General features: G+C 71.4%; 19 protein-coding genes and 1 pseudogene. 11 read left to right on the forward strand and 9 right to left on the reverse strand.

Annotation, left to right across the window (positions count from 1 at the left end):
- Positions 1-54: 54 nt before the first annotated feature.
- Positions 55-786, reverse strand: a complete 732-nt coding sequence (locus ACZ6B1_RS27920) for a DUF4352 domain-containing protein (RefSeq protein WP_468782793.1) — start codon at positions 784-786, stop codon at positions 55-57.
- 321 nt (positions 787-1,107) lie between these two features.
- Between ACZ6B1_RS27920 and ACZ6B1_RS27925 the strand changes: the two genes are divergently transcribed.
- On the forward strand, positions 1,108-2,262 hold the full coding sequence (locus ACZ6B1_RS27925; RefSeq protein WP_468782794.1) for a glutathione-independent formaldehyde dehydrogenase: 1,155 nt from the start codon (positions 1,108-1,110) through the stop codon (positions 2,260-2,262).
- A 536-nt stretch (positions 2,263-2,798) separates the two neighbouring features.
- On the opposite strand, the gene ACZ6B1_RS27930 is transcribed toward ACZ6B1_RS27925, so the two are convergent.
- From ACZ6B1_RS27930 to ACZ6B1_RS27940, 3 genes are all read right to left on the reverse strand, one after another.
- Positions 2,799-3,401, reverse strand: a complete 603-nt coding sequence (locus ACZ6B1_RS27930; RefSeq protein WP_468782795.1) for a lamin tail domain-containing protein — start codon at positions 3,399-3,401, stop codon at positions 2,799-2,801.
- A 295-nt stretch (positions 3,402-3,696) separates the two neighbouring features.
- Complete coding sequence (locus tag ACZ6B1_RS27935) at positions 3,697-4,827, reverse strand: S8 family peptidase (protein WP_468783105.1); 1,131 nt, start codon at positions 4,825-4,827, stop codon at positions 3,697-3,699.
- A gap of 342 nt (positions 4,828-5,169) precedes the next feature.
- Positions 5,170-6,984 carry an arabinofuranosidase catalytic domain-containing protein gene (locus ACZ6B1_RS27940; protein ID WP_468782796.1) on the reverse strand — a complete coding sequence of 605 codons (1,815 nt, stop codon included), beginning with the start codon at positions 6,982-6,984 and terminating at the stop codon, positions 5,170-5,172.
- Positions 6,985-7,332: 348 nt separating this feature from the next.
- Here ACZ6B1_RS27940 and ACZ6B1_RS27945 point away from each other — a divergent pair, with 348 nt between their 5' ends.
- The 3 genes from ACZ6B1_RS27945 to gap all read left to right on the forward strand — a co-directional run bounded on the left by ACZ6B1_RS27945 (position 7,333) and on the right by gap (position 9,642).
- A complete protein-coding gene (locus ACZ6B1_RS27945; protein ID WP_250402800.1) occupies positions 7,333-7,488 on the forward strand; it encodes a DUF6131 family protein in 156 nt (51 codons plus the stop codon).
- Between the two features lie 89 nt (positions 7,489-7,577).
- Positions 7,578-8,540: a GlxA family transcriptional regulator gene (locus tag ACZ6B1_RS27950; protein ID WP_468782798.1), complete on the forward strand. Its 963-nt coding sequence runs from the start codon at positions 7,578-7,580 to the stop codon at positions 8,538-8,540.
- A 103-nt stretch (positions 8,541-8,643) separates the two neighbouring features.
- On the forward strand, positions 8,644-9,642 hold the full coding sequence (gene gap, locus ACZ6B1_RS27955; protein WP_468782800.1) for a type I glyceraldehyde-3-phosphate dehydrogenase: 999 nt from the start codon (positions 8,644-8,646) through the stop codon (positions 9,640-9,642).
- 28 nt (positions 9,643-9,670) lie between these two features.
- Here the strand turns inward: gap and ACZ6B1_RS27960 are convergent, their stop codons facing one another.
- Positions 9,671-10,654 (reverse strand): ArsR/SmtB family transcription factor, encoded by a 984-nt coding sequence (locus ACZ6B1_RS27960; RefSeq protein ID WP_468782802.1) that lies wholly within the window; start codon positions 10,652-10,654, stop codon positions 9,671-9,673.
- A 57-nt stretch (positions 10,655-10,711) separates the two neighbouring features.
- Here ACZ6B1_RS27960 and ACZ6B1_RS27965 point away from each other — a divergent pair, with 57 nt between their 5' ends.
- The 4 genes from ACZ6B1_RS27965 (at position 10,712) to ACZ6B1_RS27980 (ending at position 14,531) form a co-directional block, all read left to right on the forward strand.
- Positions 10,712-12,016, forward strand: a complete 1,305-nt coding sequence (locus ACZ6B1_RS27965; protein ID WP_468782804.1) for an MFS transporter — start codon at positions 10,712-10,714, stop codon at positions 12,014-12,016.
- A gap of 86 nt (positions 12,017-12,102) precedes the next feature.
- Entirely contained in the window at positions 12,103-12,390 is a 288-nt protein-coding gene (locus tag ACZ6B1_RS27970) for a DUF1905 domain-containing protein (RefSeq protein WP_468782806.1), read from the forward strand.
- A gap of 465 nt (positions 12,391-12,855) precedes the next feature.
- The gene (locus ACZ6B1_RS27975; protein ID WP_468782807.1) at positions 12,856-13,758 is read left to right on the forward strand and encodes a CAP domain-containing protein; all 903 of its coding nucleotides are present in this window, start codon (positions 12,856-12,858) and stop codon (positions 13,756-13,758) included.
- A gap of 125 nt (positions 13,759-13,883) precedes the next feature.
- A complete protein-coding gene (locus ACZ6B1_RS27980; RefSeq protein WP_468782809.1) occupies positions 13,884-14,531 on the forward strand; it encodes an ATP-binding protein in 648 nt (215 codons plus the stop codon).
- Here ACZ6B1_RS27980 and ACZ6B1_RS27985 read toward each other — a convergent pair.
- Complete coding sequence (locus ACZ6B1_RS27985; RefSeq protein WP_468782811.1) at positions 14,476-15,168, reverse strand: GAF and ANTAR domain-containing protein; 693 nt, start codon at positions 15,166-15,168, stop codon at positions 14,476-14,478. The two genes, ACZ6B1_RS27980 and ACZ6B1_RS27985, sit on opposite strands and share 56 nt — an antisense overlap.
- Positions 15,169-15,271: 103 nt before the next feature.
- Complete coding sequence (locus ACZ6B1_RS27990; RefSeq protein ID WP_468782813.1) at positions 15,272-16,993, reverse strand: LCP family protein; 1,722 nt, start codon at positions 16,991-16,993, stop codon at positions 15,272-15,274.
- A gap of 256 nt (positions 16,994-17,249) precedes the next feature.
- Between ACZ6B1_RS27990 and ACZ6B1_RS27995 the strand changes: the two are divergent.
- From ACZ6B1_RS27995 to ACZ6B1_RS28005, 3 genes and pseudogenes are all read left to right on the forward strand, one after another.
- Positions 17,250-17,663 (forward strand): annotated as a pseudogene (locus ACZ6B1_RS27995) (SRPBCC family protein).
- Positions 17,664-17,889: 226 nt separating this feature from the next.
- On the forward strand, positions 17,890-19,026 hold the full coding sequence (locus ACZ6B1_RS28000) for a phospholipase D-like domain-containing protein (protein WP_468783106.1): 1,137 nt from the start codon (positions 17,890-17,892) through the stop codon (positions 19,024-19,026).
- 112 nt (positions 19,027-19,138) lie between these two features.
- Positions 19,139-19,984 carry a DUF1206 domain-containing protein gene (locus ACZ6B1_RS28005; protein ID WP_468782814.1) on the forward strand — a complete coding sequence of 282 codons (846 nt, stop codon included), beginning with the start codon at positions 19,139-19,141 and terminating at the stop codon, positions 19,982-19,984.
- Between the two features lie 19 nt (positions 19,985-20,003).
- Here the strand turns inward: ACZ6B1_RS28005 and ACZ6B1_RS28010 are convergent, their stop codons facing one another.
- Entirely contained in the window at positions 20,004-20,489 is a 486-nt protein-coding gene (locus ACZ6B1_RS28010; protein WP_468782816.1) for an ATP-binding protein, read from the reverse strand.
- Positions 20,490-20,547: 58 nt separating this feature from the next.
- A complete protein-coding gene (locus ACZ6B1_RS28015; protein WP_468782818.1) occupies positions 20,548-20,907 on the reverse strand; it encodes an STAS domain-containing protein in 360 nt (119 codons plus the stop codon).
- Positions 20,908-20,938 lie beyond the last annotated feature (31 nt).

Below are 20,938 nucleotides of genomic sequence, written 5' to 3' on the forward strand. Positions count from 1 at the left end.
GAGCCGCATCCACGGCGGGCCGCGTCGCGCGTCGCCGTGGATGGGGTCGCCGGGTCAGGAGACGTCGGCCCGGATCGGGTCGCCGATGAGGTTCTCCGTGTACGTCACGTACTTCGCGGTGAAGCCGCCCTTGCCGGTGACGGTGCCGGAGATGTTCTCGCCCGGGGCCAGGTCGACCGTGTCGATCTGGTTGTCGTCCACGCCGAGTTCGGCCGTGTGCTTGGTGCCGTGGGTGTCGGTGACGGAGAAGTAGAGCGGGTTGACGCTGAGCTTCTCGTCGCCGTTGTTGGCGATGGTGATCGACACGCTGGTGTAGTCGCTGCCGTCGGCGAGGATGCTCTTGGCGAAGGCGGCCTTCTTGGCCGTGATCTTCACGGGCGCGGCCTTCGCGGCCGGCTCGGAGTCCTTCGAGGCGCCCTCCCTGGAGGTGCCTGCCTTCTCGGACGCCGAGGCGGCCGGGGCGCCGCCCTTGCCGGAGCCGGCCTTGTCGTCGCCACCGCCGAGGATCGCCCCGATGATGCCGATCACGACGAAGAGAGCGACGACGCCTAGGCAGCCGAGCCCGATGATCTTGCCCGCGCCGGACTTCTTCGGCGGCTGGGGCGGGGGCGTGCCCCAGCCCTGCTGCGGGCCGCCCCAGCCGGGCTGGCCCTGCGGGGGGCCGTAGCCGGGCTGGCCCCGCGGGGCGCCGTAGCCGGGCTGGCCCCGCGGGGCGCCGTAGCCGGGCTGGCCCTGCGGGGCGCCGTGGCCCGGCTGCTCGGGCTGGGGGTACTGCTGCTGGCTCATGGTCTGTCCTGGTGGTTCGTGCTGTGTGACTTGCACGTGTGTGACTGGTGAAGGGTGTGCACAGTTGCTTCAGAACGGTGAAAGTCGCTCTTTCGTGATCAATGTTGTCTCCGGGGCAATGGAGTTGGCGCGCACCGGTCCCTCGGTCGGCCGGACGCGTGCCTTTGCGGATCGGGCCGAGCGGGCGTTTGCTGGAAGTGTTCAGCAGCGCGGCGAGTACTCCGCGGGGCCCGCGGGGCGCGGCCACAGGCTCGTCTGTGATGCCCTCCGGAGCGGCCCGTCGCCGCCGCCGTCCGGCGTTCCACGCGGAGGTGACCGAAGGTGAAAGCCGTCGTCTATGAGAAGCCGTTCAACGTGACGGTGAGGGACGTCGACGATCCGCAGATACAGCACCCGAACGACGTGATCGTACGGGTCACGTCGACCGCGATCTGCGGGTCCGACCTGCACATGTACGAGGGCCGTACGGCCGCCGAAGCCGGCATCGTCTTCGGCCACGAGAATCTCGGCATCGTCGAGGAGGTCGGAAGCGGCGTGGCCTCCCTGTCCAAGGGCGACCGTGTCGTGATGCCGTTCAACGTGGCCTGCGGGTTCTGCAAGAACTGTCTTGCCGGGAAGACGGGGTTCTGCCTGACGGTGAATCCCGGGTTCGCGGGCGGAGCGTACGGCTATGTCGCGATGGGCCCCTACGTCGGTGGCCAGGCGGAGCGGCTGCGGGTCCCGTTCGCCGACTTCAACTGCCTGAAGCTGCCGCCGGGTGAGGAGTTCGAGACGGACTTCGTGCTGCTCGCCGACATCTTCCCGACCGGGTATCACGGCTGTGAGCTGGCACAGGTGTCGCCCGGTGAGTCCGTGGCCGTGTTCGGTGCCGGTCCGGTCGGCCTGATGGCCGCCTACTCGGCACTGCTGCGCGGTGCGTCCAAGGTCTTCTCGGTGGACCGGGTGCCCGAGCGGCTCGCCAAGGCGGCGGAGATCGGTGCCATACCCATCGACTTCACCAAGGGCGACCCGGCCGAGCAGATCAAGGAACAGACCGGGGGCGAGGGCACCGACAAGGGCGTGGACGCCGTCGGCTACCAGGCCACGTCCCACAAGGACGTCAGCCACGAGGAGCCCGCCGTCGTCCTCAACACCCTTGTCGAGACGGTACGGCCCACCGGCATGCTCGGCGTGCCCGGCCTGTATGTGCCGTCCGACCCGGGCGGTCCCGACGAGCACGCCAAGCACGGCCAGTTGCTGGTCTCCATCGGCCGGATGTTCGAGAAGGGCCAGCAGATGGGCACCGGCCAGTGCAACGTCAAGCGGTACAACCGCCAGTTGCGCGACATGATCATCGCCGGGCGCGCCAAGCCCAGTTTCGTGGTCTCGCACGAGCTGCCGCTCGAGGACGCGCCTGGGGCGTACGAGAAGTTCGACAAGCGGATCGAGGGCTACACGAAGGTCGTGCTGCATCCGGGCCACGCGCTCGCGGCATGACGTGACTCAGGGTCCGGGCGCCGGAGGCGGGCGCCCGGGCCCCGCGGGTCGGGCTCACGGGCCGCCTACGCCGGGAACAGATCCCTCAGGTCTTTCGCGGTCGGCAGCAGAAGGGCCGCTATCGAGGTCCCAACCGTCGAAAAAGCTGCGGTGAAGGGTCCGCCGGAGCCGCTGGAGACCAGAGCGATGGCAGTGGTGGTGGCCACGTGCGGGATGAGCGCCCGCGACACTCTCACAGCCCCCTGGATGCGGAGCCTCCAGTATCCGGGCGCCTTTCGGCCAGCGCCCCTTCGGCTTCCTTCCCGACGAGGCCGATGATGTCGTCCAGACAACGCAGTGCTTCGGCTCTGGCCTGCTCGGTCCTCGGGTTGCGGAGGGTGTCGCGGGCCTCGGCACCCCTGGTCACCACGCAGTGTGCTGGAACGGGGCCTGTGGGGGCAATAAGGCGATTCGCCGGGCATTCGACGAAAACCCGCCTGCGGCGCGTCACTTCGAGTGAGTGACGCGCCGCAGGTCGGTCGCCGCCGAGTACCGGATCAGCGGTGGTTGCCGTGCCAGCCGCCGTGGCGGCGGTCACCGCGGTGGTCGCGGTCGCCGTCGCGACGGTCACCACGGTGGTCGCGGTCGTCGTAACGACGGTCGTCCCAGCGGCCGCGACGGTCGTCGCCGCGGTGGTCACGGTAGCCGCCGCCCCAGCGGCCGTGGCGGTCGTTGCCCCAGGAGGCGGAGTCGATGTAGCGACCGCGGCTGTCGCGCAGGGTCGCGGTGTCGTTGTTGTCCCACACCTGGCGGCCGCGGTCCTGGTAGACGTCACCGACGCGGTCCCGGCCGTTACCGGTGTGGACGCGGACGGTCTCGCGGCCCTCGAGCCGGTAGTAGCGGAAGACGTAGGTGTGACCGTCCGCGTCGGACAGCGTCCAGCCGTTCAGGTTGACGTCGCGGCGGCCCTCGTTGGTGATCTCGACCCACTCCCTGTTCAAGGCGCGGGCGTCGCGGACGTGGGAGCCGTGCTGCACGGCGCTGATGACGACCTGTGCGCGCTGCGAGCGGCCGTTGTCGGCAGCCGAGGCCGGCAGTGCCGCCGCGCCCACGACGGCCGCCGCGGCGACGGTGGCGGCAGCGACACGACGTGTGGTCACGAAGACAGAAGCGGACAAGGTGTCCCCCTTCTCAGGGTTGTGCGGGTGGCGGCCGGGCGGCCGCACAGCCACACCGTGCAGTCCCCGGGCCGCACCGCCGACGGACACACGAGCTCCGTTACGGTTCACGCACATTTCCGTGACTCTCGGGTGTAATGTCCATTAATGCGGTGAATGAGTCATGTGAGGATGTCGTCCGGTGGGTCGCGCCGGGGCCCCTCGTGCCCGCCTCACCCGAAAGTGAGTAACAGTCAGCGGCCCGGCGAGTGGGGTCGCCGGGCCGCTGACTGTGTCGTTACTCGGTCACCTTCAGCAGCTTGTTGGGTGTTCCGCCGCCGGCATTGGTGATCTTGTCGGCGGTCGCCCCGCCGGTCAGGGCCGTGGCGACCTGAGCCGGTGTGGCGTCCGGGTGGCCGGCGAGGTAGACGGCGGCGGCACCGGTGACGTGCGGGGTCGCCATGGAGGTGCCGGAGATCGTCTTGGTCCCCTCGTCACTGTCGTTCCAGTCCGAGGTGATGTCCGATCCGGGCGCGTAAAGGTCGACGATGGAACCGAAGTTGGAGAAGTCGGACTGCGCGTCGGCGTTGGTGCTGGAGGCGACGGTGAGGGCCTCGGGCACCCGGGCGGGCGAGCTGTTCTTGGCGTCGGTGGACTCGTTGCCGGCCGCGACCGCGAAGCTGACACCGGCGGCGATGGCCTTGCCGACCGCCGCGTCGAGTGCCGGGTCGGCGCCGCCGCCGAGGCTCATGTTGGCGACGGAGGGGCCCTTGTGATTCTTGGTCACCCAGTCGATGCCGGCCACGACCTGCTCGGTGGTGCCGGAGCCGTTGTTGTCGAGGACTCTGACGGCGACGATCTTGGCCTTCTTGGCGACACCGTGGGCGGTACCGGCGATGGTCCCGGCGACATGCGTGCCGTGGCCGTTGCCGTCGTCGGCGCTGTCGTCGTTGTCGACGGCGTCGAAGCCGTAGGAGGCGCGGCCCGCGAAGTCCTTGTGGCTGATGCGTACGCCGGTGTCGATGACGTACGCGGTCACCCCTTCGCCGGCCTTGTCGGGGTAGGTGTACTTGTGGTCGCCGGCCGTGTCGGCCTGGTCGATCCGGTCCAGACCCCAGGACGGCGGGTTGTCCTGAGCGGCGGTTATGTGGAACTTCTTGTTCTGGACCACGGTCGAGACCTCGGGATCGGCGGCCAGCCGCTTGGCCTCGGTCTCGGTGAGGCTCGTGGCCGAGAAACCGTTGACCGCCGATCCGTAGCTGCGGCCGAGCCGGCCGCCGTACTGTTCCGCCAGGTCCGCCTTCCGCGCCTGTGACGCCTTCTGGTCCAGCAGGACGATGTAGCTGCCGGCGACCGCTCCCCGGGCGTGCATCCCGTAGACCGTGCCCTCGGCGGGGAGTTCGGCGTGGGCGGTGGGCGATACGGCCATGGCGGTGCCGACGACGGCCGTCACGGAGGCGATCGCGGTGGCGATCCTTGCCTTCCCCATGCGGTGCTGATGGGTCGTCAAGAGGGATCTCCTCGTCGTGTGTGGGGGGTTGAGTGGGGGGACGCACCGGCGACGAAGACCGGTGCGTCTCGGAGCGTGCCCAGTTGTCACGCACAGATCAACCCCGTGCGTGCGGGAGGGAGGCCACTCCCGCACACACCTCCACCAGATCCCCTCGCCCTCGACGGAACGCGTGGGTATAACCGCAGCTCCCGGCAGTGATTGAAAGCAAAAAACAACACCGGAGGAGCCTTTGTGACTCTTCCTGCACATGATGTGCACTCAGTTGAGCCGGAACTTCTGTGCCTCCGATCCATTGCAATCCCAGATCTGCAGCCGGGTGCCGTTGGCGGTGGCGCCGCTGGGCGAGTCGAGGCAGCGGCCCGACTGCGGGTTCAGGAGCGAACCGTTGGACTGCTGCACCCACTTCTGGCCGCCGGCGCCGTCGCAGTCCCACAGCTCGGCCTTCGCGCCGTTCGCCGTTCCGTTGCCCTCGATGTCGAGGCAACGCCCCAGTGTGCTCAGGGAGTTGTCGGTGCGGTGGAACCAGTGCTGGTCGACCGCCCAGGACTGGCAGTCCCAGAGCTGTACGGCGGCGCCGTTGACGCCGGTGTCGTCCGCCGCGACGTCGACGCACTTGCCGCCGGGGCCGGCGACCGGCGCGCCGCCGTTGACGGAGAACTTCTGGGCCGAGGCGCCGTTGCAGTCCCAGATCTGCAGCCGGGTGCCGTTGGCGGTGGCGCCGCTGGGTGAGTCGAGGCAGCGGCCCGACTGCGGGTTGAGCAGCGAACCGTCCGCCTGCTGCACCCACTTCTGGCCGCCGGCGCCGTCGCAGTCCCACAGTTCGAGCTTCGTGCCGTTCGCCGTTCCGTTGCCGTTGATGTCCAGGCACCGGCCGAGCGTGCCGAGTGACCCGTCGGGGTTGTGGGTCCAGAACTGGTCCTCGGCGTACGACTGGCAGTCCCAGAGCTGTACGGCGGTGCCGTTGACGCCGGTGTCGTCCGCCGCGACGTCGACGCACTTGCCACCGGGGCCGGTGACCGTGCCCTGGGGGCCGCTGGGCACGTCCGTGCGGCCGGAGTAGCCGACCGAGACGATGTTGGCCTGCACGGCGTTCTCGGCCGCGTCGGTCGGATAGCCGGAGACCATCACGCCCTCGAAGAACGTGCCCATGTTCCAGTTGCTGTTGTCGCCGCCCGTGCCGAGGATGATGCCGCCCTCCTGGTGCATCGGCTGGTAGCCGCCCCGGGTCGGCAGCGCTCCGTCCCACCACGTGGTCAGCGCGCCGGACTGGGAGTTGCCGCCCTTCAGGGCGTATCTCGTCCGGCCGTCGTTCTTGAGCACCGCAGTGACGTACGCGCTGTTGTTGCCGCGGTTGGCGGTGTTGGAGCCGTTGTCGCCCTGGAACATGCCGTTCTCCAGGTCCGCCTCGACCCAGGGCCCCGAACCGGCGCACGGCGCGAAGTAGCACGTGGTCGCGATGCTGACCGCGTCCATGTGGCCGTTGCCGGTGTCGGCGGGTGTGCTCTCGGCGTTGCCGTAGTCGAAGCAGCAGGCCGAGCCGACGTGGGTGCCGCTGGCCACCATGTAGGCGCCCTCGGGCTGTCCGTCCGCCGCGACGCCCGAGGCCACGCCGGTGTAGCGGTAACCGACGCCGGGCGAGATCCACACGCCGTAGACCTTGTGACCGCCCGCGGTGACCGCGATCTCGCCGGCGTCCGCCCCGCGGTCCGCGCCCATGCCGGCGGTTCCGGCGGGTCCCGGGGTCAGGTCGTTGTGGCGTGCGGTCTGGTCGTAGATCTTGGTGATGCGGCAGGTCGTTCCGCCGCAGAAGGTGTCCTGGCGGCCCGCGTCCGCGTAGCCGCCCGCCGACAGCAGTCCGATGTCGGTGGCGGCGCCGTCCGAGGCCCTGGTGACCCGGTACAGGGGGCCGTTGTAGGCGCCGTAGAGGGCGCGCACCGTGCTGTGCGCGGCGACGCACGGGGTGCCGGCCCCGCCGTAGATGTCGCAGGGCTGCGAGCCGGCGGCCTCGGCCGGGCCGCTCAGGCCGGCCAGGGCGCCGAGCACGAGCGCCAGGACGGCCAGCAGGGATCGCACGCGTGCGAGGGGGCGCCGCGGCGGCCTGGGCCCGGCGCCGGTGGTGGCTTCGGTTCCGGGTCCGTGTCCCGCTACGGGCCAGGGTCCGGTGACTGCAGATCTCACTCCGCGCATCGTCTGCTCCTCGAAGGACGGGACGTGCTGCCGACAGGGTGGGGTGCCAGCCGAGTTCGTCTTCGTTGCGGCCGTTGCGGAACGTACGAAGCGCGATCGATGACGTCAAGATTTGTTGCTTCAGACTTATTTAAAGTTTTGGATCTGTCCTGAATTGTTGCTTCGGTGAGTGGCTTGACACCTCGCTTCGGGGCACACGGACATATGGAGTGTTACTTCGACAGGAGGCACGTCATGATCGCCCTCGGAGTCATCCTGCTCATCATCGGCTTCCTCACAGGGATCTCCATCCTGTGGACCATCGGCATCATCCTCGTGGTGATCGGCGCGGTGCTGTGGATCCTCGGCTCCATGGGGCACGCGGTCGCGGGGCGCCGGCACTACTGGTAGGGCTCGGGGCAGGGACGCGGACCGGCTGCCCGGCCGCAGGGCCGGGCACCCGGTCCGCGCTGTGTCGGGGCCCGCGTAACCTGCTGTTCGTGTCAGCCTCAGCTCCGCATCCGCACCGTGTCGCCGTGCTCGTCCTGGAGGGTGCGAAGCCGCTGGACGTCGGCATTCCGGCGCAGGTGTTCACGACCCGGGCGAGCATGCCGTACGAGGTGCGGGTGTGTGGCGCCGCACCCGGTCTGGTGACGGGTGGTGACGGTCTGTCGTACCACGTCGCGCACGGTCTGGAAGCGCTCGCGTGGGCCGAGACCGTCTTCATCCCCGGGTACCGGTTCCCCGACCGCGACGACCCGCCGCGGGCCGTCGCCGACGCGCTGCTCGCCGCCCACGGCCGGGGCGCGCGGCTGGCCGCGATCTCGACGGGCGCCTTCGCACTCGCGGCGACGGGTCTGCTGGACGGCCGGCGTGCCACGACGCACTGGCACTACACCCGGGCGCTGGCGGCGCGGCACCCGCTCGTCCGGGTCGACGAGAACGTGCTCTTCGTCGACGAGGGCAGCGTGCTGACGTCTGCCGGTGCCGCCTCCGGCATCGACCTGTGCCTGCACATCCTGCGCCGTGATCTCGGGGTGGCCCCGGCGAACCACGCGGCCCGGCGCCTGGTCGCGGCGCCCTATCGCAGCGGAGGCCAGGCGCAGTACGTGCCGCGCAGCGTGCCCGAGCCGCTCGGCGAGCGGTTCGCGGCGACCCGCGAGTGGGCGCTGCACCGGCTCGGCCGGCCGCTCACCCTGGATGTGCTCGCCCGGCACGCGGCGGTGTCTCCGCGTACCTTCTCGCGCCGTTTCGTCGAGGAGACCGGGTACACGCCGATGCAGTGGGTGATGCGGGCCCGCGTCGACGTGGCACGCGAGCTGCTGGAGCGTTCGGAGCTGAGCGTCGAGCAGATCGCCGCCGACGTCGGCCTCGGCACGGGCGCGAATCTGCGGCTGCACTTCCAGCAGGTCCTCGGGACCACGCCGACCGAGTACCGGCGCACCTTCACGCGCGGCGAGTAGCCCGCCGCACGCTGGCGCGATCCTTGCGAACTGTGGCGATCCCGCCTCTGTCAGCGGCCGCCGCCGCCCGCGAACCTGGTGGGCGAGCGAAGGGACACCACTCATGACTCGTATCGCCATCAACGGTTTCGGCCGCATCGGCCGCAATGTGCTGCGCGCCCTGCTGGAGCGCGGCAGCGACCTGGAGGTCGTGGCCGTCAACGACCTCACGGAGCCCGCCACACTGGCGCGGCTGCTCGCCTACGACACCACGGCAGGCCGGCTCGGCCGCCCGGTGACCGCCGACGGTGACGCCCTCGTCGTCGACGGCCGCCGCATCAGGGTGCTGGCCGAGCGTGAGCCGGAGCGGCTGCCGTGGGGGGAACTCGGCGTCGACATCGTGCTGGAGGCGACCGGCCGTTTCACGTCGGCCAAGGCGGCGCACGCCCATGTGGCCGCGGGAGCGCGCAAGGTGCTCGTCAGCGCGCCGTCGGACGGCGCGGACGTCACGCTCGCGTTCGGGGTGAACACCGGTGCCTACGACCCGGCCCGGCACACGATCGTCTCGAACGCCTCCTGCACGACCAACGCGCTCGCCCCGCTGGCCGCGGTGCTCGACGAACTCGCGGGGATCGAGCACGGCTTCATGACGACGGTGCACGCCTACACGCAGGAGCAGAACCTGCAGGACGGTCCGCACCGCGACGCCCGCCGGGCCCGCGCCGCCGCCGTCAACATCGTGCCCACCACGACGGGCGCCGCCAAGGCGATCGGTCTGGTGCTGCCGAACCTCGACGGCAGGCTGTCGGGCGACTCGATCCGGGTGCCGGTTCCGGTGGGCTCGATCGTCGAGCTGAACACGACCGTCGCGCGTGACGTGACGCGCGACGACGTGCTGGCGGCGTACCGGGCGGCTGCCGAGGGGCCGCTGGCCGGCGTCCTGGAGTACTCCGAGGACCCGCTGGTGTCCTCCGACATCACGGGCAACCCCGCCTCGTCGGTCTTCGACTCGGCCCTCACCCGGGTCGACGGGCGCCACGTGAAGGTGGTCGCCTGGTACGACAACGAGTGGGGCTTCTCGAACCGTGTGATCGACACGCTCGAGCTGCTCGCCGCCGGCTGACCGGACGCCCCGGCGGCGCGGCCGGGCGCTACCGGCACAGTGCGTCGCCCAGGGGTGTGCGCAGGTAGCGCACGGTGCGGCCGCTGCGGGTGCGGCTGAGCAGGCCCGCGTCGTAGAGGACGGCCAGGTGCTGGCTGACGGCGCCCGGCGTGACATCCAGACGGTGGGCGAGTTCGGTCGTGGAGGCCGGTTCGGCGAGCAGGCACAGCAGCCGGGCGCGGGGCCGGCCGAGGAGCCGGACCAGGGCACGGTCGGTGACCGGGGGCGGTGTCTCGGAGAGGGTGGCGCGGCCGCGGGCCGGATAGACGAGGAGCGGCGGGCGGGACGCGTCGATCATCGTCTGGGCGCCGCGCGCGAAGAGCGTCGGCATCAGCACCATGCCGCGTCCCGCGATGCGGATGTCGGCCGACGGCCAGGCGGCGGTGGCGCCCTCGCGGTTCAGGCGGAGCCGGCCGCCGGTCCACGCGAGCCGTGGGTCGAGCCCGGTGAACAGGGCGGTCGCGCCCTGTTCCGCCAGCACCCGCGCCCGGTGGGCGAGATCGGCCTCCATGATGCTCTGCACGCGCGGCCACCACGCGTCGGCGAGGCAGGTGCGCCAGTACGCGTCGAGGGCGTCGGTGAGCCGGACGAGAAAGGCGGCCGGGTCGGCCAGGCCCCGTGCGACGAGCGGGGGAAGGGTGTCCGCGGCGCGGTAGGTGGCCCGGAAGTCGGCGGCGACGACGTCCGGTGGGGTACGGCGCACCTCGTCGAGTTCGTGTGCGAAGGCCGGCCGGGCCCGCGCCGGGCGCGGGGTGAGGAAGTCGGGGACCCACAGCCAGGGGGTGACCAGGACGGTGAGCAGTTCGTGGTCCAGGTGCTCCAGGCGCGGGCGGATACGGCGCAGCCACGGCCGGTGGTGCGGGTACCGCGCGGGGTCGTGCAGACAGCGCAGCGAGAACACCGCCTCCTGCAGCGGGGAGTAGGCGAAGGAGGTGGTGGCCAGGTCGCCGACGGCGAAGCGGAACTCGATCATTGAGCGTCACGCTAAATCATTGTCGGACCGGGACGCGGAGGGGGTTGGCTGTCGGGCATGACCACCACACCACTTCCGAAGGCCGCCCGCGAGGACGGCGGTTCGCGGGCGGGGCGGGCGACCCGGGCGGGCGGGCTGCTGCCGGCCGACCCGGTGCTGCGCCTCGCCACCGTGCTGACCGCCGTCAACTCCCTGGGCAACGGGCTGTACTTCCCTCTGGGCGTCCTGTACTTCACGCGTATCGTCGGCCTGGAGGCGACCGCCGTCGGACTCGGGATGACGGTCGCGGGGCTGGTGGGTGTGGCCGCGGGGGTGCCCGCCGGACGGGCGGCGGACCGGTGGGGCGCCCGGCGGGTCGGCTCTCTGCTGTGGGGCGGCACGGGGATCGCCACGGCCTCGTACGTCCTCGTGGGTTCCTACGCCGCGTTCCTCGTCGCGGTGATCTGCGCGACGGGACTGCAGATGGCGAGCCGCGGGGTGCAGGGCGCGCTGTACGCGGAGGTGCTGCCGCCGGCGACGCGGGTGGAGGCGCGGGCGTACCTGCGGATGGTGACGAACGTCGGTATGGGCGTTGGCGGTGCCCTGGGCGCGGTCGCTCTGCAGGTGGACACGCGGGGCGCCTATCTGACGGTGATCGCGTTGAACGCGCTGTCCTTCGCGGGCCCCGCGCTGCTGCTGCCCCGGCTGCCGCCGGCGTCGCACGCCCGTGAACGTGCGGCCCTGGCGGCCGGCGCTCCGGCGGGCGAGCGCTGGCGGGCGGTGCGCGACCTGCCCTTCCTGACGGTGACGGTGCTCAACGCGGTTCTGGTGGTGCAGTACACGCTTGCCGAGGTGGGGCTGCCGCTGTGGATCGTGCAGCGCACCACGGCTCCGCGCTGGACCGCGGCCCTGCTGATGATCGTCAACTGTGTCCTGGTGGCCCTGCTTCAGGTGCGGGTCGCCCGGCGTGCCTCGCAAGTTCCCACGGCGGTACGGGCGATGGGCTGGTCGGGGCTGCTGCTGGCAGCGGCCTGCGCGGTGTACGCCCTGTCCGCGGGCCTCTCCCCCGTGTGGGCGGTGCTGTCGCTGACGGTGGGGGCGGTGGTGCAGGTGTTCGCCGAGGTGCTGTCGGCGGCGGGCGGCTGGACCCTCGGCTACGAACTCGCCGACGCCCGTGCGCACGGCGTCTACCAGGGCGTGTTCGGCACGGGCGCGTCGGCGGGAATGATGGCGGGACCGGCCCTGGTCACCGTCACCGCGATCGCCCACGGCACCTTCGGCTGGGCGGTGCTGGGCGCGGCGTTCGCCCTCGCCGGGCTCTGCGTGGCACCGGCCGTGCGCTGGGCCCGGCGGGACGGCGCCTGGCGGGGCGAACCGGCCTGACGCCCGGGCCGGCACCGGCGGTGGCGAGGTCCCCGGCGGGTACGCTGAGCGTGATCCGCCCTCATCGGTCAACTGGAGCCGCGCGCATGGAACTTGTCTTCGACGGCCGGGTGATCGAGTGGCGTGGGCCGTCCCCGTTCTACTTCGTCGCCGTGCCCGAGGAGGAGTCCGCCGACATCCGGCAGATCGCCTCGGCGGCCACGTACGGCTGGGGCGTCATCCCGGTCGACGCCCGGATCGGCGGCAGCGACTTCTCCACATCGCTCTTCCCGAAGGACGGCGGCTATCTGCTGCCGCTGAAGAAGGCCGTGCGTGCACCGCTGGGTCTGGCGGAGGGCGACGACGTGACCGTGACGATGACCGTCCGCCTCTGACCGGCCCGGACCGGCCGCCGCCCTGGCTTCAGGCACCCCGGGCAGCAACCGGAATCCATGGTTCCGTGACATCCGTCACAGCACACCCGCGACATGAGCGGGTCGGTTAGTAGATTCCTCCCTGGCGACATATGGGATTTGTCCGTCTTGGTGCGGGGGTGGACCAGGCCCGGCCGGACGGCGTTGCGTCCGGCCGGCCGCGCATCCCGTCCGCGCGACGCGGGACGGTTTCTGACGGAGCGGCAGCGGTGGGCGCACCCCGCTCCGGCCGGACCTGCACGGCCCGCCGCCCTTGGCAAGGGCCGGCCCCGACTACTAGGCACGGTAGTACGACGGCCTCTTTGCATGCCATGTGAAGGCTTCCTAAGAATGACGATCCGCAAGGCGTTCCCGCAGGTCGGGAGCGGAGTCCGCGGCGCGTCGGCGACACCGGGGCGCGCAACGACCAGCGAGTGAGGTCACGCAATGGGAGAGCATCGCAAGAAGCAGCATTACCGGCGGGTGGTCATCGCTGCGTTGGCCGTGAGCGCCGTCGGAGTGCCGTCCATAGCCATGGCCTGCGGCGAGTGGCCGGACGGCGGAGCGGACAGCCCCGCGGCCGTCCAGGCCGCCGCCGCTCAGAGCCGGTACGACGACTACGGCCAGCGCTACTGGCACGGTGACGGTGGCATCGCGCCCAGCTGGCTGCCGTCGCAGACGCCGAGCGCGACCGCACCGAGCACCCCCGCCGCCACTCCGCAGAAGCCGAAGCACAAGCACAAGCACCGGCACGCGCACAAGCACACCGTGAGGGTGTCCCCCAGCGCTCCCCGGCCCACCGCCACCACGCCGCAGCCCGCCGCGAAGCCCGCCACCACGGCTCCTCGGCCCACGCCCGCCACCACGGCTCCTCGGCCCACGCCCACCGCCACGACTCCTCGGCCCACGCCCACCGCCACGGCCCCCGCGGCCACCACCGCGCCGAGCACGCCGAAGCCCACCGCCACGGCCTCCGGCGTCACCGCCAAGATCGTGGAACTGGTCAACGCCGAGCGCGGCAAGGTCGGCTGCTCCGCCCTGACCCTGAACGCGACCCTCACCAAGGCCGCTCAGGAGCACAGCCAGGACATGGCCGACCACCAGAACATGTCGCACACCGGATCCGACGGCTCCTCACCCGGCGACCGGATCACCCGCGCCGGCTACACCTGGAGCTCCTACGGCGAGAACGTCGCCTACGGCTACTCCACGGCGGCACAGGTCATGGCCGGCTGGATGTCCAGCCCAGGTCACCGGGCCAACATCCTCAACTGCGCGTTCAAGGAGATCGGCGTCGGTCTCGCACAGCCCAACAGCTACTGGACCCAGGACTTCGGAACCGCCCGCTAGGGACTGCCCGGACGTGTGACCTCCTCGTCTGACACTGGTGTGCCGAAAGATGGCTACTGATCCGGCTTCGGGGTAGCCGACTGATTCAGATCAGCTACGTACCCAGTGACAACCGAGGCATTTTCATGGCCATCCCGCTTAGGGCATCGGATGAGCCGGAACGGAACGGGGACGCCTCGCTGCGGTGGAGCACCACCTGGGACCGCGGTGCCGTCAGCGCCGCCCAGGCCCGCGCAGCGGCGGAGCGCTTCCTCGACCGTGTCCGGGCCACCGGCCGTATCCCCGTCCCCGACCGCGTGGTGCAGGACACGCAGCTGGTGGTCAGCGAGCTGATCACCAACGTCGTACTGCACACGTCGGGACCCTGTGGGCTCGGTCTGGAGGTGTCACCCGACGGCGACCGCCTGCGGATCTCGGTGTGGGACTCCTCCCGCCGGATGCCCGAGGTACGGTCCCCCGACGGGCAGCGGATCGGCGGCCACGGGCTCGAGATCGTCAAGGCGATCAGCCACACGCTTTCCGTGACGGCCCAGGACGAGGGCAAGCACGTCGATGTGTCGCTCCTGCTGCCCGGCGCGCGCGGCCCCGCGGCGCAGGAGGACCAGGATCCGCTGGGCCGGGCGCCGCGTGAGCGGACCCGTGCTGATCCGCCCAACGCACCGCCACCGAGACGGACCGGATCGCCACCGGGCCGGACGGCGGCCCGCGAGCGACCGGTCAGGCCGGCCCGGAACGGTCGTCGCGGACCCGCTCGGCGATGTCACGCAGCTTGACGTTGTGCTCCTGCGAGATGCGCCGCATCACGTTGAAGGCGTCCTCCTCGCTCAGCTTGTGGCGCTCGCGCAGAATGCCCATGGCCTCCCCGATCGCGTGCCGGCTCTGCAGCCCGTGCTCGAGCTGGTCGATGGTGCGCGCGCTGGCCAGCGCCACGGCGGCGTGCGAGGCCAGCAGCCAGCCGGCCGTCTCGATCTCCTCGCCGAAGGCCCCGGGACGGGAGCTGTACAGGTTCAGCGCCCCGAAGTCCTCCTGGTCCGTGTACAGCAGCACTCCCGTCATGCTGCGAACGCCCAGTCCGCGGGCCGCCGCCGCGAAACTCTCCCAGTCGGGCTGGGGCGCCTTCATGTCGGGGATGCGGTAGACGCGGTCGCCGCCCTTGCGCCGGGCCAGGTCGAAGCACGGCCCCTCCCCCAGCTCGCCCTGGAGCCGGTCGCACTCACGGACCAGGTCGCGGGTGGCGGACAGGGTGACCGCCTTGCCCTTGCGCACCGCGAGGATGCCCGCGGACTCACAGCCCTCGACGAGTTCCACCGCCGCGGCGGAGATCGCGTCCAGCGTCGCCTGTACCGAGTCCTGCTCCAGCAGGTCCCTGGCGAGCCGGGCCATCGCCTCCGCGTACTCCCGCCACTCCATCCGTCACCACCCGTCTCGCTCACCGGTTCGATCAACACTATCGCCGCCACGGCGGGCTCCGCGCCCCGGCTCCGGCCCGGGCGCGGCGGTCCGCGGCGACGGCTCAGTCGTCGGAGTCCGGTTTGCCGCGCGCCGCCGCGTACGCCTGGGCCGGTGTCATGGGTACGCCGTTGAGGCTGACCGTCTTGTAGGGGCTGACCTTGGCGCAGGTCTTGGCCTGGTCGGCGGTCTGGGCGTGGGCGTTGGAGACGGCGGCCGCGGTGTCGCCCGGTGCCGCCGAAGCCGAGGACGAGGTGGCGGGCCAGGTGGTGCCGCTCGGCCAGTCGGTGCCGACGACCAGGGTGAGGCCGGTGCCGGTGCCCTGCTTCAGATGCGAGGCGGGCAGGCCCAGGGCCTTGGCGGCGGTCCGGGCCTCGGCCTTCTGGCCGGCGCCGTAGGTGAGCGTGGTGGTGGCGGCGGGGCTGGGGGCGTTGGCCGTGGTCGTACCGGTGCTGAAGCCCTTGCCGGTGAGGGCGGCAGCGACGGCGGAGGCGCGGCCGGTGATCCCGGTGCCGTTCTTGACCGTGACGGCGATGTCGGATGCGGGCACGGCCGAGGCGGTGGCCTTCGCCTTGGCGGTCGCCGAAGCCGCCCCGGACTTCTTTCCCGAGCCGGTGGTCAGTGAGCGGTCGTCGGCGATGGCGGAGAAGAGTGCCTTGGCGCCGGAACCCACCACGACCCGGTTGCTGTCGCCGGGGTCGGCGCCCGTCTGCATGGTGGTGAAGGTCATCCGCCTGGTGGGGACCTTGTTCACGTCGGTTGCGAGACCGATCAGCTTCTTCACGGTGCCGAGGCCGTCGTCCACGGTCAGCGCCTTGGTGGCGGCGTCCGCGAGATCGTAGACCGCGCTCGGGTCGGTGAGCGTGCCCGCGCTCTTGAACTTGCGGATCATCGCGCCGAGGAAGATGTGCTGGGAGATGGTGCGTCCGAGGTCGCTGCCGTCGCCGAAGCCGTGCCGGGAGCGGACGAACTCCAGGGCCGCGACGCCCTTGAGGGTGTGGCTGCCCTCGGACAGCTTCAGATGCGAGTAGGTGTCGTAGACGTCGTCGGTGACGCAGACGGAGACTCCGCCGACCGCGTCGGACATCTTGACCACGCCGGAGAAGTCGAGCTTGACGAAGTGGTCGATGGGGATGCCGGTGAGCTGGTGCACGGTGGCCACCTGGCAGGCGGGACCGTACCGCAGCGCGCTGTTGATCTGACCGTAGTAGCCGGCCGTGGACCGGCCGGTCGCACTGTCCTTGCAGGCCGGGACCTTGGTCATGGTGTCGCGGGGGATGCTCATCACGGTGGCGTTGGAACGGTCGGCGGATATGTGCACCACCATCTGCACGTCCGCGTTGCTGCCGTCCTGGACGCCGGTGCGCGAGCAGCCGCCGCCGAGTTTGCAGTCCGTCTTGCTGGTGCGGCCGTCCGAGCCCATCACCAGGATGTTGATCGGGGTGCGGCCGAAGGCGTCGGCCTTCTCGGTGCCGCCCTTGCCGTCGAGCGAGACACTGTGGATGTTGCCGTTCAGATGCTCGTAGAACCACCAGCCAGCGCCGGCCGTGACCAGGACCGCGAGCGACAGGCCTATCCCGGCGATCCGCAGCGCGCGCCTGCCGCGCCGGACCGGCCGGGCCCGCGCGCCGCGGCGGGGGTGAGCGGCTTCCCGCGCCGCCTGCCGGGCGGCACTCCGGCCGCCCGAGGGGTGCGGCGCGCCGGACTCGTCGGTGCGCTGTGCGGGCACCCGGGCGGTGCCGCTGCGCGTGGCCTGCCCGCCCGGGCCGTCCCACGGGTCGCTCATCTTCCACTCCCCTGAACGGTCGGGCCCGGCAGGCCGGACCGTTCGGGTGCACGGCCGGGCTCCACCTGGGCTTCGGCTGCGAAATGTAACAAACCCAAGCCGCGAACAGCACAGATCCTGGGGCGATTCACAGGTGAGAGATCGGCAAGACGGACCGCCGGGGGTGTCCGGCACCGGGACGAACCGGGGCTTTTCGCTCGACGCAGAAGGGGCACGCGTCGGGGGTACGTGTTCCGACCGGAGGGGCGGTGTCCCGATGTCCGAGTACGAGCGTTCGCGCACGATGCCCGCACAGCCCGAGCACGTCTTCGACCAGGCGGCCAACGTCCGTCAGCTCGACGCCTGGCTGCCGCGGGAGCTGCACGTGCGCGCCGAGGATCCACCGGCCGTCACGGTCCACGAGGACGGCACCGGCCAGGACACGGCGGCCCTCATGCGCGCCGAGCACGACCAGATGCGCATCGAGTGGGGCACCCGCGGGCAGGGCGGTTAGGCGGGCTGGCTCCAGGTCGCCGGCATCGGCAGCGGTGCCAGCGAGGTGACCGTGCACCTGTCCTTCTTCGACGAGAGCCACGACCCGGGCGAGCGGCAGGTGCGCGACGCCCTCGACCACAGCCTGCGGCGCCTGGAGGAACAGGTACGGCTGCGCGTCGACAACACGGCGGGGTGAGACCGCCGCGGGCATGTGTCCGGTGACCGGACGCCGCTCGAAGGCATGTGACACGCCCCGCGGGTAATACGTACGCCCGGCGGATCCGGCGCTCGCCCCCGAAGCCATGACGAGGGGCGGGCCACGACAGGGGAGGCAGGGCGTGTTGCGGCGGTCGGCGCAGGAGGACGGGCACCCGGACACGGGTGTCACCACGGCGGAGGACACGGAGGCCCGCAAGCAGCGGCTGCGAAGACGGCTGGAGCGTCTGCTGGGCATCGCCGCGACGGAGGGCAACCGGGTCACGCGGCTGCGCAACGGCGACGCGATCTTCCCCGCCATGCTCGAGGCGATCCGTTCGGCACGGCACACCATCGACATGATGACCTTCGTCTACTGGCGTGGCGAGATCGCCCACGAGTTCGCCGACGCGCTGGCGGAGCGGGCCAGGGCGGGGCTGCGGGTCCGCCTGCTCCTGGACGGTTTCGGGGCGAAGGAGATCGAGCCGAGCCTCCTGGACGCCATGGACGAGGCCGGGGTTCAGGTCGCCTGGTTCCGCAAGCCGGTGCGGCTGTCCCCGCTGAAGCAGAACCACCGCTGTCACCGCAAGGCGCTCGTCGTCGACGAGAGCCTCGCCTTCACCGGAGGCGTCGGCATCGCGGAGGAGTGGTGCGGGGACGCCCGTGGGCCCGGAGAGTGGCGGGACACCCATGTGGAGGTGCGCGGACCGGCCGTGGACGGCATAGCCGCCGCCTTCGCGCAGAACTGGGCCGAGTGCCACGACACGCTCTACGACGAGCGGGACCGTTTCATCGAGCACGAGCAGCCGGGCCGCGCGGTCGTGCAGGTGGTCCGGGGCTCGGCCAGCTTCGGCTGGCAGGACATGCAGACGCTCATACGGGCCGTCCTGACGTCGGCACAGGAGCGCTTCCGGCTCTCCACGGCGTACTTCGCGCCCGACGACTACTTCGTCGACCTGCTGGCCGCCACCGCCCGGCGCGGCGTGCAGGTGCAGATCATGCTGCCCGGGCAGCACACCGACCAGCGAGCCTGCCGCCTGGCCGGGCAGCACCACTACCAGCGGCTGCTGGACGAGGGCGTCGAGATCCGCGAGTACCAGCCGACGATGCTGCACACCAAGATCATCACGGTGGACTCGATCGCCTCGCTGATCGGCTCCACGAACTTCAACCGGCGCTCCATGGAGCACGACGAGGAAGTCATGCTCGCCGTTCTCGACGAGGAGTTCACGGCCGGCCTGGACCGTGATTTCGACGAGGACCTCAAGCACAGCGAGCCGATCGACCCCGTGCGCTGGCGGCGCCGGCCTCTGCTCCAGCGGGCCCGTGAACTGTCGGTCGCCCCGATCCGCAGGTTCCTGTGATGGGTTTCGTTCCGGCGGGACAGGGGGGTTCGTCCTGTCCCAGCGGACGCGGTGGGACAGGCAGCCGCGGCCAGACAGGTGTCGAAGCCGAGTCCGGGGGCATCGGCGCAGTATGAATGCACAGTCATGGGCCCTGCGTGGACGGGGCCGCGCCCGCCGCGCGGCCGACAGCACGGCGATGGCCGCGGCGGCCCGCTCGGGATTCGCCGCCCGGGGACTGATCTACGTGCTGGTGGGCGTGATAGCCCTGCAGATCGCGTTCGGCGGCGACAGCGGCGGCAAGCAGGCCGACCGCGGTGGTGCGCTGGGTGAACTCGCGTCCAAACCGTTCGGCTCGGCGATGCTGTGGATCGTCGGCGTCGCCCTCGCCGGCATGGCGCTGTGGCGACTGTCGGAGGCGGTGTTCGGCGGGGCCGGCACGGACGGGGGCAAGGCGTCCAAGCGGGCCATGGCCGCCGGCCGGGCGGTGTTCTACACCTTCCTGTCCTTCTCGGTTTTGTCGTACGCGGCCGGGGACAAGGGCAGCGGAAGCGGCTCCTCCGACCGGAACACCGACGACGTCACCGCCGCCGTGCTGAAGTGGCCGGGCGGACAGTGGATCGTCGGTCTCGTCGGGGCCGCCGTGGTGGTCGCCGGACTGTGGATCGCCGTCCGGGCCGTGATGAAGAAGTTCCGCAAGCACCTGCGGACCGGGGAGATGTCCCGGAAGGCCGAGCGGTTCACCGACTTCTTCGGGGTCGCCGGCGGCACGGCCCGAGGCCTCGTCTTCGCCGTCGCCGGGGTCTTCGCGCTGGTCGCGGCGGTGCAGCACCAGCCCGGCAAGGCCAAGGGCATGGACGACACGCTGCGTTCGTTCCGCGATCTGCCGGCCGGTCCGTGGCTGCTCGCCCTCATCGCCCTGGGCCTGGCCGCGTTCGGTGTCTTCTCCTGGTGCAGCGCCCGCTGGCGCGAGGTCTGAACCGGCGTCGTCCCCGGCCTCAGGGCAGCGGCACCGTGGCCGTGACCCGTTTGCCCCGGGCGTGCCGGGTGACGCGCAGCCGGCCGCAGATCCGCAGCACGAGGTGCAGGCCGCGGCCGCCCAGGCGCTCGGCGTCCACGGGACGGACGACCGGCGGTCGCTGGGAGGTGTCCGAGACGGTGACGCGCAGTTCGTGCCGGTCGGGGGCGATCTCCAGCAGCATTCCGCAGGGGCCGGGGGCGTGGCGCAGGGCGTTGGTGATGAGTTCGCTGACCACCAGTTGCGCGTCCTGGCTGGCACGCTGGGCGGGAGGGTGCGCGGCCCGGGCGAGGAGGGTACGGACGGCGCCCCGCGCGTCGGCGATGCGCAGGGCGCCTTCGTCCCAGGTCGCGCTGAAGAGGAGCGCGTCCGCCGGCTCGAGTGGCCCGGTACCGTCCAGGCCGTCGCGTGGGCCCGCCGTCGTGTGCGGCCCCGGGCCGCCCTCGGTCTCATGCGTCACGGACATTCCGTCCCCCTCGGTGTTCCCGGCATCCTTCCCGTCTTTCCAGGTGGTGCACCGCGGTTCAGGACGTGTCGCTGCGCAGCGCGCTGTCGCGGGAGTCGGTGATCGTGAAGTGTTCGAGGGTGCCGCTGATGGTCAGCAGCCGGACCAGGCCCTCCTGCAGCGGGCCGAGGATGACGAACTCGCGGCCCCGCGCGCGGTGGCGCCGCTGTGCGTCGAGGAGGGCACTGAGCAACTGGCTGTCGCCGAAGGTGACCCCGGAGAGGTCCACCACGGTGGTGGGCAGATCGGACTCGTCGGCCTCGGCCCAGGCGGCGCGCAGCAGGTCGCACTCGTCGAAGTCGATCTCACCGCGCACCCTGATCTCCAGGACGCGCGCATGCCGCGCGACCTGCACTGTTGTCTCGGATCCCCACCGCATGCCGTTATCCTGCCATCCGCGGTCGGGGGAA

Source organism: Streptomyces sp. NPDC041129, assembly GCF_055592265.1.